Annotated in this window: 16 protein-coding genes and 1 pseudogene; 7 read left to right on the top strand and 10 right to left on the bottom strand. The window is 58.1% G+C overall.

Annotated features, from left to right (window positions below):
- Positions 1-188: 188 nt before the first annotated feature.
- From AC3WTM_RS19315 to AC3WTM_RS19325, 3 genes and pseudogenes are all read left to right on the top strand, one after another.
- A complete protein-coding gene (locus AC3WTM_RS19315; RefSeq protein WP_256586111.1) occupies positions 189-1,127 on the top strand; it encodes an RHS repeat-associated core domain-containing protein in 939 nt (312 codons plus the stop codon).
- 379 nt (positions 1,128-1,506) lie between these two features.
- A complete protein-coding gene (locus AC3WTM_RS19320; protein WP_102672064.1) occupies positions 1,507-1,776 on the top strand; it encodes a short-chain dehydrogenase in 270 nt (89 codons plus the stop codon).
- A 77-nt stretch (positions 1,777-1,853) separates the two neighbouring features.
- A pseudogene (locus AC3WTM_RS19325) lies at positions 1,854-2,108 on the top strand (type II toxin-antitoxin system HicB family antitoxin); the annotation flags it as partial.
- Positions 2,109-2,478: 370 nt separating this feature from the next.
- Here the strand turns inward: AC3WTM_RS19325 and tam are convergent.
- The gene (tam, locus tag AC3WTM_RS19330) at positions 2,479-3,249 is read right to left on the bottom strand and encodes a trans-aconitate 2-methyltransferase (protein WP_102672065.1); all 771 of its coding nucleotides are present in this window, start codon (positions 3,247-3,249) and stop codon (positions 2,479-2,481) included.
- 261 nt (positions 3,250-3,510) lie between these two features.
- Positions 3,511-4,596, bottom strand: coding sequence for a type I restriction endonuclease (locus AC3WTM_RS19335; RefSeq protein ID WP_102672066.1), 1,086 nt, complete (start codon positions 4,594-4,596; stop codon positions 3,511-3,513).
- Between the two features lie 212 nt (positions 4,597-4,808).
- Between AC3WTM_RS19335 and AC3WTM_RS19340 the strand changes: the two genes are divergently transcribed.
- Positions 4,809-5,219, top strand: a complete 411-nt coding sequence (locus tag AC3WTM_RS19340; RefSeq protein WP_102672067.1) for a low affinity iron permease family protein — start codon at positions 4,809-4,811, stop codon at positions 5,217-5,219.
- Positions 5,220-5,274: 55 nt separating this feature from the next.
- On the opposite strand, the gene AC3WTM_RS19345 is transcribed toward AC3WTM_RS19340, so the two are convergent.
- From AC3WTM_RS19345 to AC3WTM_RS19360, 4 genes are all read right to left on the bottom strand, one after another.
- Entirely contained in the window at positions 5,275-5,778 is a 504-nt protein-coding gene (locus tag AC3WTM_RS19345) for a DUF4142 domain-containing protein (protein WP_102672092.1), read from the bottom strand.
- Positions 5,779-5,850: 72 nt separating this feature from the next.
- A complete protein-coding gene (locus AC3WTM_RS19350) occupies positions 5,851-6,009 on the bottom strand; it encodes a KGG domain-containing protein (protein ID WP_102672068.1) in 159 nt (52 codons plus the stop codon).
- Positions 6,010-6,127: 118 nt separating this feature from the next.
- Complete coding sequence (locus AC3WTM_RS19355; RefSeq protein WP_102672069.1) at positions 6,128-7,474, bottom strand: sensor domain-containing protein; 1,347 nt, start codon at positions 7,472-7,474, stop codon at positions 6,128-6,130.
- A 79-nt stretch (positions 7,475-7,553) separates the two neighbouring features.
- The gene (locus tag AC3WTM_RS19360) at positions 7,554-8,192 is read right to left on the bottom strand and encodes a LysE family translocator (protein WP_102672070.1); all 639 of its coding nucleotides are present in this window, start codon (positions 8,190-8,192) and stop codon (positions 7,554-7,556) included.
- Positions 8,193-8,345: 153 nt separating this feature from the next.
- On the opposite strand from AC3WTM_RS19360, the gene AC3WTM_RS19365 reads away from it, so the two are divergent.
- Complete coding sequence (locus tag AC3WTM_RS19365; RefSeq protein WP_090453618.1) at positions 8,346-8,585, top strand: CopG family ribbon-helix-helix protein; 240 nt, start codon at positions 8,346-8,348, stop codon at positions 8,583-8,585.
- Positions 8,575-8,859: a type II toxin-antitoxin system RelE/ParE family toxin gene (locus tag AC3WTM_RS19370; protein WP_102672071.1), complete on the top strand. Its 285-nt coding sequence runs from the start codon at positions 8,575-8,577 to the stop codon at positions 8,857-8,859. Before AC3WTM_RS19365 ends, AC3WTM_RS19370 begins: the two co-directional genes overlap by 11 nt.
- Before the next feature lie 19 nt (positions 8,860-8,878).
- Here the strand turns inward: AC3WTM_RS19370 and AC3WTM_RS19375 are convergent, their stop codons facing one another.
- Complete coding sequence (locus AC3WTM_RS19375) at positions 8,879-9,787, bottom strand: LysR family transcriptional regulator (protein ID WP_102672072.1); 909 nt, start codon at positions 9,785-9,787, stop codon at positions 8,879-8,881.
- A gap of 77 nt (positions 9,788-9,864) precedes the next feature.
- Between AC3WTM_RS19375 and AC3WTM_RS19380 the strand changes: the two genes are divergently transcribed.
- Positions 9,865-10,353: a DMT family transporter gene (locus AC3WTM_RS19380; RefSeq protein WP_102672073.1), complete on the top strand. Its 489-nt coding sequence runs from the start codon at positions 9,865-9,867 to the stop codon at positions 10,351-10,353.
- Between the two features lie 112 nt (positions 10,354-10,465).
- Here AC3WTM_RS19380 and AC3WTM_RS19385 read toward each other — a convergent pair whose 3' ends face one another.
- The 3 genes from AC3WTM_RS19385 to AC3WTM_RS19395 form a co-directional block, all read right to left on the bottom strand.
- Positions 10,466-11,797, bottom strand: coding sequence for an MFS transporter (locus AC3WTM_RS19385; RefSeq protein WP_102672074.1), 1,332 nt, complete (start codon positions 11,795-11,797; stop codon positions 10,466-10,468).
- Between the two features lie 184 nt (positions 11,798-11,981).
- Positions 11,982-12,908 carry a hydroxymethylglutaryl-CoA lyase gene (locus tag AC3WTM_RS19390; protein ID WP_102672076.1) on the bottom strand — a complete coding sequence of 309 codons (927 nt, stop codon included), beginning with the start codon at positions 12,906-12,908 and terminating at the stop codon, positions 11,982-11,984.
- Positions 12,905-14,098 (bottom strand): CaiB/BaiF CoA transferase family protein, encoded by a 1,194-nt coding sequence (locus AC3WTM_RS19395; RefSeq protein ID WP_102672077.1) that lies wholly within the window; start codon positions 14,096-14,098, stop codon positions 12,905-12,907. The genes AC3WTM_RS19390 and AC3WTM_RS19395 overlap by 4 nt, the downstream gene beginning before the upstream one ends.
- Positions 14,099-14,304: the final 206 nt, after the last annotated feature.

A 14,304-nucleotide genomic window follows, 5' to 3' on the forward strand; every position in this document is an offset into this window, starting at 1 on the left:
ACCCGGAATTTGGTCGAATCATGACCGATCCAGCTCTACGTTGATAAACAAATCCGTCACCTTTTCCCTGTCACCTTTTCCCAATGAAGGATCAGGGCTCTTGGACTATCAGTTCTGCTAGTACAGGGACTGGACCGAATGCTGTAAAAAAGCAAAAAACCATCCTTGAGCGCAAAGACACAATCCCTATGGCCAAACACACTCGGCATATCGGAAACAGTCTGCAAACAATTCTACTTGCTACCAGTCAGAGCAAATCCGTACTGGCCGAAGTGAACCGGGGCGAAGTAAGCCAAATGACATATTCCGTCTATGGTCATCTCTCAGGCATACACTTGCCCTCGACTCATTTGGGATTCAATGGCGAGTGTCGAGAGCGTCACACGGGTTGGTACATGCTGGGTAACGGCTATCGAGCCTACAACCCGGTACTGATGCGTTTCCATAGCCCAGACAAATTGAGTCCGTTCGGGGCGGGTGGATTGAACCCATACACCTACTGCGCCGCAGACCCCATCAATCATCGTGACCCATCAGGGCGTATCGCTCTACCGGTCATTCTGAGCCAGCTTGCTGGAGTCGGCGGCGGAGCGTCTTCTTTAGGAGGAATGGCTCTTTCATTGTCCACCAGCGCTCGTTTCAGCGGACAAGGGATTTTGGCGCTGGGTACGGGCGCGACGGGTGTGCTGCTTGGGGCAGCAGCAGTTGCAAACCCTGCTTCCGTAATAGCACCGGTTTTGGCAAGTGCAGGGATAACCGCAGGTGCAACCAGTATGACGCTGGCCTACAGAGCGGCAAGAGCAGCAACAGCCCGTGGTACTCAATGGTTTCAGTCGGCAGCTCGGTTCTTCGATGATCCCCCTCGATATTCAACCCTGTCATTAGAAGCACCACCCCCTTCCTTCTCTAGCTTGAATCTGAGTGCTCCGCCAGCGTACACATCACAGAACCCCGAAATCATTATTGCTCGCACACACTCAGTGGCACGTATTGCATCAACCTCAAATCAGGAGGCACTACTAAATTCCCCCGAACGAGTGATCGCTCGAATGGGTGAGTTACCTAGCGTGCACTTCATTAATGAAACGACACTCGCAGCAAAAAAAGTCAGAGCCACCGTACGCTAAGCAGTGAGCCAGCATTCGTAGTTGCCCATCGAATGGACGAAACCCTCGACCATCCCTCATAAAAAGCAACGTCCTACACGACACTGGGAAATGTCCGTAGACTTGCGCATTGCTGTGCCTTTGTCATGAGACCTATAGTCCGACCGCGCCCAAATGGCGTATCGGGTTTGGCGACTCGGTAACAACGGTACAGAAGGCTCCGAGGATTTCTCGGAGCACTTTTGATCACGCTTGGCTGCTTTTTCGGTAGCTGTGCGTGGGAGACCTTCGGGTCTGCCGGTTTTACCATTGTCCGGTTCGCCAACCCGCGTACAGCTACCACCCTATTGTTTGGCGACGATTGAGTGTTAGGTCTTCCACCCACAATTGGTACTCACTCATGAAAGAGTTCATGGCTTTAACCAGCAACGCCGACGATCTCCCCTCTCTATACATCAACACTACCCAACCCCTGCACTCCCTGCTCAGCACCGCCAGCTACAGAATTCGCGCCGTGACGCAGCTCCTTGAAAACCTCGCGATGCGTGGCGACCTGAGCTCCGACACAGTGGTCCTGAGCGACTTCGCATTGCTCTGCTGCGTGCCATTGCGCGATGGTTGCGATGTGCTGGACGTTATCGCTCGACGCATGGATGCAGAACCATCCTGACAGTCCACCCGGCGCCTTTCGGGGGCGCCCTTTGGGGTTCATAACCTCACCCGCTGTGTTCACGGAGGACCATGAACATGTTTTACCCGATTGCGATTTTCATGGACGACGACGAACATGCGTGGGGTGTTGAAGTCCCGGATGTGCCAGGTTGTTTTAGCGCCGGTGAAGATCTGGAAGATGCAATAGCCATGGTTCAACAAGCCATTGAGGGGTATTTCGAGATGCTCGCCGAGAACGGTGCACCCTTCCCCTCAGCCAGCAGCGTTACCCTGCACACATCTAATCCAAAGTACGCTGGCTGTACGTGGGCACTGGTGGAAATCGACGTGATCGAGTAACTGATTGGAGCCCCTGATATGACTCAAAACAGTGGGTTGGTGTTCAGCGCTGAATGTGACCCTGCCACCTGGACGCTCATATCTTTTGCGTATAGATCACCGTAAGCGAGTAAAGAAGCCGTAGAGCTACGTTGAGCCCAGCAATAGTTCCCTTATTCTCCCGGCTCATCCTTCGCCTCGAGATCAACATGCACAATTCAGAGTTGGGAATCATGATCATTTCATTGATCGGGTTGTTCGGCTTTGCCTCCTTTGCCTTTGAGTACTTGAGTGCCCGGCGCTCAAAAAAGAACAAGCCACAGTGATTTTTCAGAATCGAAAAAAGGGGCAGATGACGCTCATCAACTGTCCCTGTTTTGCTTCAGCGGGTCGCGACGATAAACAGTCGCGGAAATGGTAACAGCACCGAACCATCGGCCATGACCGGGTACGCCCGCTCGATAGCAGTCTGATATTGCTTCAGATACTGCACCCGTTCCGCCTCGTCCAACGGATCGAGAAACGGTCGCAAGCCACTGCCCTTGAACCACTCCACCACGCCAGACGCACCGCCCGCGAGCGGATGATGGTAAGTGGTGCGCCACACATCGACGCGGGTGCAACAGGCTTTCAAAATCGAATAGTAGCCACTGGCATCGGCCATTTCGATCCTCTGCCCGGCGGCACCTGCCAGTTTGCCGACCCATGGGCCATCAGCGGCGACTTCACGCATCAAGCGGTGCGAGTATTCATTCAGGTTGTCGGGCATCTGGATCGCCAGGCTGCCACCCGGCGCCAGTTTGCTCACCAGCGACGGTAGCAAGCTGGCGTGATCAGGCACCCACTGCAACACCGCGTTGGCGAAAATCACATCGAACGGGCCACTTTCATTCCAGGTGTCGATGTCGGCGATGTCGAACTGCACCTGCGGCAAGCGCTTGCGAGCGGCTTCGATCATGTCGCTGGAACTGTCCAGCCCTCGCACCGTGGCGCCGGCAAAGCGCTCCACCAGTAACTCGGTGGAGTTGCCGGGCCCACAACCGATATCGATGGCCGAGCGCACGTTCCCGGCGGGGACGGCCGCCAGCAGGTCACGGGCGGGACGGGTGCGTTCATCTTCAAAAGCGACGTACTGTTTGGCGGACCAACTCATTGCATTCTCCTGTCGGTGCGTTGTCGTGATCTGGGCAGACCACCAGTTCACTACGATACATCGGCCAATAGGCTCTGCTCTATTCCACCTTTGTTGCGAAAACTTCTGTGGGAGCGAGCTTGCTCGCGATGGCGATTGCACAGTCAACATCGTCGTCGACTGACATGGCGCTATCGCGAGCAAGCTCGCTCCCACAGTTTTTCACCTTAACTGATCGGCCTAGGCTCTATTAGCCAGTTTTTTCGTCGCTAGACAGCAATCTTAATCGTAGTACCCGACAGTCTTCTTCAAATGATCCGAGTACTCGTAAATGTCATCAACGGAGTTGATTGCATGCCGGGTTTCATTCTTCTCTTCGTCAAATATGCCGATGTATTTCTGTGATCGGTTGAAGTGCAGTCGGCAGATCGGCTTGCGGTTGTTGTCGTCGAGCAGGATGCCGAAGTAACTCTGTGTGTCACGCTGAACAATCCGCTTGGCATCAACAACCGACCGAACCACGGCCCGGACGATGTGATAGCCCTCCAGTTCTTCCAATGTCGTCAGAACTTTGTCCTCTGACTCATCTCGAACATCGGATTGTTCAGTGTCACCAGTAGCGACTGGTAAAGAGGCCTGCGCAGGCTGGAGGGCGCCACTCATTGCCGACTTGAGCCTGTCATTGATTTGGTCGTTGAGAAACTGCACCACAGCCTTTCTCGTGAGCTCATGGAACTGTTCGCGGACCTTCTGAGTAATCACTCCGTCGTAAACCCGAGAAGCAAACACTTTCACGAAGTCGTCGTCAGGCTTGCTTACCTGAGAAGCAATCACCTTCTTGATTTGGCTGACGTACTTCAGCTCACCTGCGGCGCTGATGATCGACTCCACATCGAATGCAGATTTGGTGAGTTTCACCAACTCTGGGACGGAATACTCGTCGATATCCAGCAGGTCGAGTTCAAGGAATGGCTTCTCGTCCATTTTGTTTGGCGCGTCCAGGTCAGTGAAAAACTTATAGACCTGGCCATTGGTGAGAATGGAGATTCGAGCGCTGGTGACATGAAAATAGCGGAACAGCTGGGAGGCATGATTGATATGCAGCGGCTCACCAATTTTTTTGCACTCGATTAGGATCTGAACCTCGCCAGCCTTCATGATTGCGTAGTCAATTTTCTCCCCTTTTTTCGTTCCAATATCGCAAACGAATTCAGGTGTCACTTCCGTCGGATCGAAAACATCGTAGCCCAGTACCGTGCTGATAAAGGGCATGACAAAAGCATTCTTGGTCGCTTCTTCCGTTTGAATGGCAGCGCTCTGCAAACGAACTTTGGCAGCGAGACTTGCTAACTTTTCGAAGAATTCCATGAGTAGCCTCTTTTCCGATTTCGATCCGTGTGAACACATGCTGGCAAATTGACTGCCATTGATACTAGACACAAACCGGTACAAAGGAAGATTCCCACCCAAAATTAAGATCTTGCCTACCTCCATGCTTCATTGGTTTGCAACCCCAGCCGAATTTTCATTCTCCCGCCACTGTCTGAAAAATCAGGCGCCCCCTCAAAAGGAACACGGTCATGAAATTCGCAAAAATCGCGCAGAAACTAGCCCTTTGGGCCGGTAGCCCCAAGACGTTCATGAGCGCGTTGATCCTGATTTTCCTGTGGGGTTTGAGCGGGCCGATTTTTCATTTCAACGATACCTGGCAACTGGTCATCAATACCTCGACCACCATCATCACTTTCCTGATGGTGTTCCTGATCCAGAACACGCAGAACCGCGTCACCGACATCCTGCACTTGAAAGTCGACAAATTGCTGCGGGTGACCAAGGAGGCGCAACAGGCCATGCTCGGGCTTGAGGCGTTGGACCTCAAGCAACTGGAGGCGCTGCGCAGGCACTACCGCGCCATGGGCGAGAACCAGGTGTTCGACCTAGACGGCCTGAACCCAACACATAATCCCAAACTGCATCCGGATCAGCTCTGAACAGAAAAACGGCGCGTGACTGAAGCCCCGTGCCGTTTGTGTTCAAGCCATGCGCTCAACTTTTGGCCTGCAACGCCTTGGCCATTTCCAGGTGATTTTGCAATTTAGGCAGGGTTTCTTCGGCGAACGCCTTGATTTGCGGCACGTCGGTGGTCTGCGCTTCCTGTTGCAGTTGTTCGATGGCTTCCTGCGTGGTCTTCACCTGACTGGCTGTATAGGCCTCGTCGTAGGTCGCCCCATCCAGGACTTGTGGCATCAGGGTTTTCGCCTTTTCGACAATCTCTTCCCGGGGGGCGACCGGTATATCCAGTTGTTTGGCGATTTTCGCCAGGTGCTGGTTCGCCATGGTGCGGTCGTTGATGACGATAATGGTGTAGTCCTTGACCTCTTTGGACTCGGCTTTCTGGTGCGCCAGGCGACTTGCTTCAATACCGGCAATACCTTTTGCCGAGGCCTCGTCGATGAATTCGGCAGTCGACTGGGCAAAGACGCCGCTGGCAAACAGGCCCAGTAACGTGGCAAGACTGGTATTACATAATCGGGTGGCCATCCGGTTCATGGTCGCGCCCTCCTCTTCAAATTCAAACGGGAGCTTTCGCCCCCGCTTCTCAATCAAAACCACCATCATCCATTACTTGGATTTCTGTCCGGGCTTGCGGCCCATGTCGGGTTTCGCAGGCTCTTTGTCGACAGTCGTCGTGGTGGTTTTCCCACCCTTGCGACCGGTTTCAGAAGCCTTCGTTCGATCGTTGGCGAAGTTCCCCGAGTTCGAGTTTCTTGAATTAGGCATGATTCTCTTCCTCTTGGTGGTAGTCGCGGCGAGCTGTAGCCCGCATAGAGTCTGAATTTGCGCGTCCCAAAAGGTTTAGAAAATTACGTGGATGCCACGACGAACGGTGCGCTGTCTTTCAGACCAGTCGCAGGTGATGCTCGCGTTTGGCGCAGTACATTGCCTCGTCGGCATGCCGGAACAATTGCTTCTCTTCGGTGCCGTGATCGGGGTATCGGGCGACGCCGATGCTGGGCTGGATATTCAGGCTGTGCCCGTCCAGGCGCAGGGGCTGACCCAGGACCTGACGGACTTTCTCGACCACAAGGTCGGTATCGTCCGCCGCGTGAATGCTGTGCAGCAACACTACGAACTCATCGCCGCCGATGCGGGCCACGGTGTCGGTTTCCCGCACGCAGCCCTTGAGCCTGTTGGCCACCGCTTGCAACAACATGTCGCCGACCGCGTGCCCATGGGTGTCGTTGACTTGCTTGAAGCGGTCAAGGTCGACGTATAGCAGCGCCATGCGCCCGCCGCCCTCCCGGGCCACTTGCAGTGACGCCTTGAGCCGGTCGCGCAGCAGCTCGCGGTTGGGTAACTGGGTGAGTTGGTCGTACTGGGCCATATGTTGCAGGCGGGCGTGCAATTGCTTGCGCTCGATGGCGGTGGCGACCTGGGCGCAGACGTATTGCAGCAGTTCCTTGTCTTGCTCGGTGTAGCGCTCGCCGCCCGGAATGCTTTTGACGATCAGCGCGCCGATGGTGCCGTTTTGCGAATTCAGCGGCACACCCAGCCAACAGGGTGAGTTCTGTTCGGTCTGCAGCATTTCGAAGCCGGCAAGAGGTGGGCGCTGGCCCGGAGTCAACAGGATCGGCTGCCCCGTGCAGATCACCTCGACACACAGGCGCCCGGTCAGGGTTCCGGGCTGTTCGGTCTGTGGCTCGTGGTCATCGACGTGATAAGGGAAGTTCAGCTGTGCGCAGTGCTGGTCGTACAGCGCCACGGAAAAACTCAATGCTGGCAGCCATTCGCCGATGATCATGTGGATGCGCTTGAATAACGCCAGCAGATCCTCTGCCGCATGGGCCGCTTCGGAAATCGCATACAACGCTGCCTGCCGGGACTCGGCCTGCTTACGCTCGGTGATGTCACGAGCAACGGCGATGCGCAGTTGATCATCCTCGGACCAACGCGCCGACCAGAGGATGTGCACCACACTGCCATCCTTGCGCAGGTAGCGGTTTTCGAAGTTGAGCTTGGGCTCACCGTCCATGATTTCCCGGGCGGCGTCGAGGGTGCGCTGGCGATCGCCCGGGTGCACCATGTCGATCATCGCCTCGCCGATCATCTCATCGGCGCTGTAGCCAAAAATGCGCTCGCATGCCGCGCTGACAAAGACGAAGCGGCCCTGCTTATCCACCGCACAGACGGCGTCCAGCAACAGATCGATATAACTCGCCAGCGGCGCGGAATTCCGGTTTTCCATGGTTCAGCGTGGGTGCCCCGATAATGCAGCGCTCTTCAATCATCCCTGCCCCGTCAGCCTTGCATCCCTGTGATTACATTCAAGCCTTTTCCGGCATCAGCCCCGGCAACGCATGGACCAGCGCATTGATGGCGAAACCGATGAACATTACTCCGCACAACCGGGTGATTGCCAGTTCATGACGCTGGTACAAGGTACGCACTCGCCGTGCACCGACGATGCCGATGAGAATAGCGTAGGCGAGCAACCCGCCGACGAAACTCAGGCCGATCAGTGCCGGCAGCATTGACCAGTTGAGCAGTTCCGCGCGGCTCGACAGCAATGCCGTGAACGTCGCCACCGCCACCGGATAGGCCTTGGGATTGGTCAGGCCAAACAGGATGCCGTGCCAGAACGGCTGCCGCGCCGGGCCCTGCGGCGCATCACCGCTGCTACGCCGGGCGCGCACCGCACGCCAGCCGAGCCAGAACAGGTACAGGCCGCTGAGCACACCGAGCACGTCAAACGCCGTACTGCCGATCTCCCGCGCACCGACAATCGCAATCAGCGCCGTGCTGCACCAGACCACATCGCCGAGCAAATGCCCGCACAGAAACCCCGCCCCGGCCCGTCGCCCATGGGCCGCGCCAATACCGAATACCGCCAGCACACCCGGTCCCGGGGTGATGCCGTAGATAAAACCCGAGGCAAGCACGGCCATTAGCAACGATGGGGTCATGGGGAGTCCTTTTGAACGGCTTGGTGAATGGTGGCCAGTCTATATCAGGTCATTGCCTGTCGACTGAAACATCTCGACAGACGAACGGGCTGGCCCCGCTTCACTGATGACGGTGTAGTATGTTGTATTACAAACCACTACATCGAGACCACCATGTCAGTTATGTCCCTGCGCATACCAGACGAAATCGCCGATACTCTCGCGAGTCTTTCCAAAGCAACAGGCCGCAGCAAATCATTTCTGGCCGTGGATGCGCTGCGTGAGTACCTGGCCCGTGAAGCGTGGCAAATCGAGGAAATTCAGAAAGCCTTGAAAGAAGCCGATGAAGGTGACTTCGCGACACAAGAACAAGTGAACGCTATTGCAGACAAGTGGACGGCGAATGCGCGTTGAGTGGTTGCGTACGGCGTTAAAGAATCTGGATGACGAAGCCGCGTACATCGCCATCGAGAATCCAGAAGCTGCAGCAGATTTTGTCCAGGCAATTCTCGCCAGTGTCGATCACCTTGCCCGATTTCCATCGACAGGTCGTGAGGGGCGCTTACCCGGTACCCGGGAATGGGTCATGCCTGACCGCCCCTATTTGATTCCCTACCGGGTTCGCCAAGGTCGGCTTCAGGTACTACGAATTTTTCATACGCGTCGTCTGCCACCTTCCAATTGGTAAAGGCCATTTGGAAAAACCCCTAGCGTTCGATCCCCTCCCCAATCCTCCGATTCAACCAGTTCAACGCCTGATCCCCGCCCCGCCGCTTGTGCCAGACCAGTACGAAGGTGAACGACGGAATGTGAAACGGCGGTGGCACGACAATCAATGATTGCTCATCGATATCGCGCAAACCCCGGGACGCGACGGTGAGGATCAGGTCGGTGCCGCTGATGAGCTCCGGGGCCACGCTCCAGTGCGGCAGGCTGATGGCGACGCGGCGGCGTTCGCGCAGGGCGGTCAGGGCCCGCTCGATTTCCGGGGTGCCGCTGCCGCGCATCTCCAGCAGGACGTGAGGCCGTGCCAGGTAGGTGGGCAGGTCGAGCATACCGTCGGCGGGCAAGCTTTTGCGATCCACCAGGCAGGCGTAGTGCTCTTCGAACAGCGGGGTGCTGCGCAATTCGTTGGGCATTTCCGGGAACACACCGATGGCGACATCGATATCGCCATTGAGCACGCCGTCGAGCATGCTTTCGCGGCTGCCATGGCTGATTTGCAGGTCAATGCCTGGCGCTTCGTGGCGCAAGGTGCGGATCAGTCCCGGCAGGACAATGGCGGCGCCATAGTCGGACATCGCCAGGCGGAAAGTACGCTGGGTGGTCGCGGGATCGAAGGCATTGGGCGCCAGCAGCGCTTGCACCTGGGCCAGGGCTTCGGCCAGCGGCGCCACCAGCTCCAGCGCTCGCGGAGTCGTGACAAGGCCGGCGCCGGCGCGCACCAGCAGCGGATCGCCAAGCAGGTCGCGCAACCGCGCCAGCGCATGACTGACCGCTGGCTGGCTCAAGTGCAGACGCTCGGCCGCCCGGGTCACGTGTTGCTCGCTGAGCAAGGCGTCGAGAATCACAAGCAAGTTGAGGTCGATACGTCGTAGCTCATTCATCTGTTGCATGTTCTGGATAACAAAACGGAATTTAAATCTGCGCGACGAATACCCTAGAGTCCAGCAAAACCTGTTGGAGATCGATCATGAGTACGTTGCATTGGGCCGGTCTGATGGGGCTGGCGATGATCGCCGGGGCGGTGGTGCCGTTTCAGAGCGCGATCAACGTCAATCTTGGACGCGGCTTGGGTCATCCGTTGTGGGCAACGCTCGCCTCGTTGCTGGTGAGCGTTGTGGTGTTGTTGCCGATCATCGTGGCGATGCGTTTACCGTTGCCGTCTCGGACATTCATCAGTCAGACGCCGCTCTGGATGTGGGCAGGTGGCGCTTTTGGCGTGTGCTTTATTTCACTGGCATTGGTGCTACTGCCCAAACTCGGTGCCGCGGGGTTCATGGCATTGGCGCTGGCGGGGCAAGTGGTGGCGTCGTTGTTGCTGGATCACTTCGGCTGGTTCGGGTTGGCGGAGCGGCCGATCAGCATGCCCAAGGTGTTCGGGGTGGTGCTGTTGATGGCCGGGGTGGTGCTGATTCAATTTTTTGATGCACCGGCCAAAGGATTGGTGACAGCCGGTTGAGGGGACAACCAACCGTCAGATGTCGACTGTCAGTCATCGCGAGCAAGCTCCCACATTGGTCTGTGATCGACACAAATTTTCCTGTGGGAGCAACTGTCTGACACCCTTGCTATCAGGCCTTGTCCAACGTCCGCAACTTCTGCGGCAACCCCCACAGCAACAGCGCCACCGCAATCAGCGCACACACACCAATGACATACAGCGCCGGCGTGGTGCTGCCGGTCAGGTCCTTGATTCGGCCGACCATCACCGGGCTGACGATGCCGCCGAACTGGCCCAGGGTGTTGATCACCGCGATCCCGCCGGCAGCACCCGCCCCGGCCCCGGCCAGCAGTTTCGGCGGCAGGGTCCAGAAGCTCGGGATGGAGGCGATGATCCCGGCACCGAGCAGGCCCAGCGCGACAATCAGGAAGGTCGTGTGACTGGCGAAGATCCCCGCACAGAAGAACCCGACCGCACCAACCGCCACCAGGCCGGCGACAAACTTGCGTCGCTCGCCAGTAGCATCGGACAGCCGTCCGATCACCACCATGCTGATGGCGCCGCAGATGTACGGGATGGCCGTCAGCAAGCCGATCATCACCGGACTCTCAGTACCTGCGCTGCGGATCAGTTGCGGCGCCCAGAAATTCAAGCCGTAGGACGCCACCTGAATCAGGAAATAGATCAGCCCCAAAGTCAGGAAGCCCGGAATCCGCAGGGCGGCGAGCAGCGAACCACCGCTCTTGTGCGGCTCATGCTGAGCGATGCGGCTTGCCAGCAAAGTCTTCTCCGAAGGCGTCAGCCAATGGGCGTCTTCGATGCGATCCTTGAGCAGGGTCAGCACCAGCAAACCGAGGCCGATACACGGCACGCCACCGAGCAGGAACAGCCAGTGCCAGCCACGCATTTGCAGCACACCGTCAAGGTGTTGCAGCACAAGGCCGGAGAACGGCGCGCCCACCAGGCCAGCGAACGCCGACGCCAGGAACAGCATCGAGGTGATGCGCCCGCGATAGTGCTGCGGGAACCACAGGGTCAGGTAATACAGCACGCCCGGAGCGAAACCCGCCTCCATCGCGCCGATCACGAAGCGCAGCACGTAGAACTGCCATTCGCTGTTGACGAACACCATGGCAGCCGTGGCCAGCCCCCAGGACATCATGATCCGGGCGATCCAGCGTCGGGCACCGACCTTGTACAGCATCATGTTGCTCGGCACTTCGAAGATCACATAGCCGACCACGAACAACCCGGCACCCAGGCCGTACGCGGTGTCGCTCAGGCTCAGGTCGGCCTGCAGCTGGAACTTGGCGAAGCTGATGTTGATGCGGTCAAAAAAGGCGAACAGGTAGCAGACCATGATCAGCGGCATCAGACGCCAGGCGACTTTGCTGACCAGGGCTTTTTCGGTGTCGTGGCTAACGGACGGGCTCACGCCCGCCTCCAGTGCATTGAGGCTCATTGTGATTCTCCAGGCGGACTTCCCGTGGGTGTCCGATTGTTTTTGTTGTCTGGTCAATGTTCGATTTCACTGTAGGAGCGAGCTCGATCGCGATGAACCTGAGATCGTCGCGGGATATCTGGCATCCAGCGTTATCGTTGACGTCCATCGTGAGCATGCTCGCTCCTACAGGGGGGCAGTCTGCTCAGGAAGGCACGGGGTGCAGGTCGCAATTGCGCCCGGCCTTGGCCAGTTGACCGGGCACTTCGTGGCCGAGCAGCGCCGGCAGCCCTCGGGACAGTTTCAGCAGCAGCGGCAAATCGATGCCGGTGTAAATGCCAACTTCATCGCACAGGTTCACCAGATCCTCGGTGCAGATGTTTCCCGATGCCCCCGGTGCGAACGGGCAGCCTCCGAGGCCACCGAGGGCCGCGTCGAAACGCCGGGCACCGGCCTCGTAAGCAGCCAGCACATTGCACAGGCCAAGACCGCGAGTGTTGTGAAAATGCAGGGTCAGGTCTGATGGGGAAACCCTTTGCAGCACCCGCCGCACCAGCCGGTCGACCTGACGCGGGTTGGCCATGCCCGTGGTATCGGCCAGGGTGATGCCCTGGATGCCGAGTTCCTGATAGGCCTCGACGATCTGGAGTACGCGGTCCTCATCGATCCTGCCTTCGAACGGGCAGCCGAAGGTGGTGGCGATGCTGGCGTTGAGTCGCACAGGGCTGTCGCCAACGAAGTGCACAATCTCACCGAACGCCGCCAATGAATCCTCACAACGCATGCGCATGTTCGCCAGGTTGTGGGTCTGGCTGGCGGACATCACCAGGTTCAGCTCATCGGCCCTGCACGCCAGTGCCCGTTGTGCGCCCTTGAGGTTGGGGATCAGCGCGACGTAGATCACCCCCGGTTGCCGGGTGATGCCCTTGAACACCAGCTCGCCATCGCGCAGTGCCGGAATGGCCTTGGGCGACACGAACGAACCGGCTTCGATACGGCTGAATCCGGCCAACGACAGTTGGTCGATCAAGGCAATCTTGTCGTGGGTTTCAACCCAGGTCGGTTCGATTTGCAAACCGTCGCGCGGGGACACTTCCTGCACGATCAGGTGGTCTGAATAATCGCTGATCATTGCACCACTCCTTCGACTTTCAGACGTTCGATGTCTGTTGCAGTCAGGCCCAATTGCTCGAGGATGCCAACGGTGTGCTGGCCCAGCCCAGGGCCGGACCAGTTCACGCCACCGGGGGTCTCGGAGAGTTTCGGCACGATACCCGGCATCTTCACCGTGGCGCCACCGGGCAGCTCGGCATTGAGCAGCATGTCCCGCGCCTGATAGTGCGGGTCGGCAACGATGTCGGCCACCGAGTAGATGCGTCCGGCCGGGACTTCGGCAGCTTCCAGCGCAGCCAGCACCTCGTCGATGGGCAGGCTGCTGGTCCAGTGGGTGATGGCGGCGTCGAGCAGGTTGCTCTTGGCTGCGCGCCCGTCGTTGTGGGCGAACTCTGGCGCTTCGGCCAGATCGGCGCGGCCGATGGTTTGCATCAGGCGCCGGTAGATCGGGTCGCTGTTACCGGCAATCACCACGTAGGCGCCGTCGGCGGTCAGATAAGTGTTGGACGGCGCAATCCCCGGCAAGGCACCACCGCTGCGTTCACGCACATGGCCAAGCATGTCGTATTCCGGCACCAGGCTTTCCATCACGTTGAACACGCTTTCGGCCAGGGACACATCCACGATTTGCCCGCCGCCCTGTCCGGTCTTGACCCTTAGCAGCGACATCAGCGCACCGATCACCGCATGCAGCGAAGCCAGGGAATCGCCAAGGCTCACGCCTACCCGCGCCGGCGGCGAACCGGGCGTCCCGGTGGTGTAGCGGATCCCGCCCATGGCCTCGCCTATGGCACCGAAACCCGGACGATCACGATACGGGCCGGTCTGGCCGTATCCGGAAATCCGCACCAGTGTCAGGTTGGGGTTGAGTGCGTGTAACACATCCCAACCGAGGCCGAGTTTTTCCAGGGCGCCGGGACGCAGGTTCTCGATCAGCACATCGGCACTGGTCGCCAGTTGCTTGACCAGTTCGATGCCTTCCGGGGATTTGAGGTTCAGCGCCAGGGACTTCTTGTTGCGTGATTGCAAGTACCACCACAACGAGGTGCCTTCGTGCAGCTTGCGCCATTTACGCAGGGGATCGCCCTGGCCCATGGCTTCGATCTTGATCACCTCGGCGCCGAACTCGGCCAGCATGCGCGCCGCAAACGGCGCGGCAATCAGCGTGCCGATCTCGATCACTTTGATCGCACTCAAGGGGGCAGTCATCGCGGGGTACCTCTTGTTCTTGGAATATGAGCCAAGGCTAGAGGACAGGGGACTCGGGAATCCAACCTTCAGTTGGCAACGGGCGTTCGCGAAATGCGAATGCTCCGGGAAATTGTCGCGGCCTCAGGTCAGTCATCGCGAGCAAGCTAGCTCCCACACTGGATCTGTGTAGCGCTGAAGATCCCTGTGGGAGCGAGCTTGCTCGC

This window comes from Pseudomonas sp. EU05-FHT14B02, assembly GCF_058791055.1.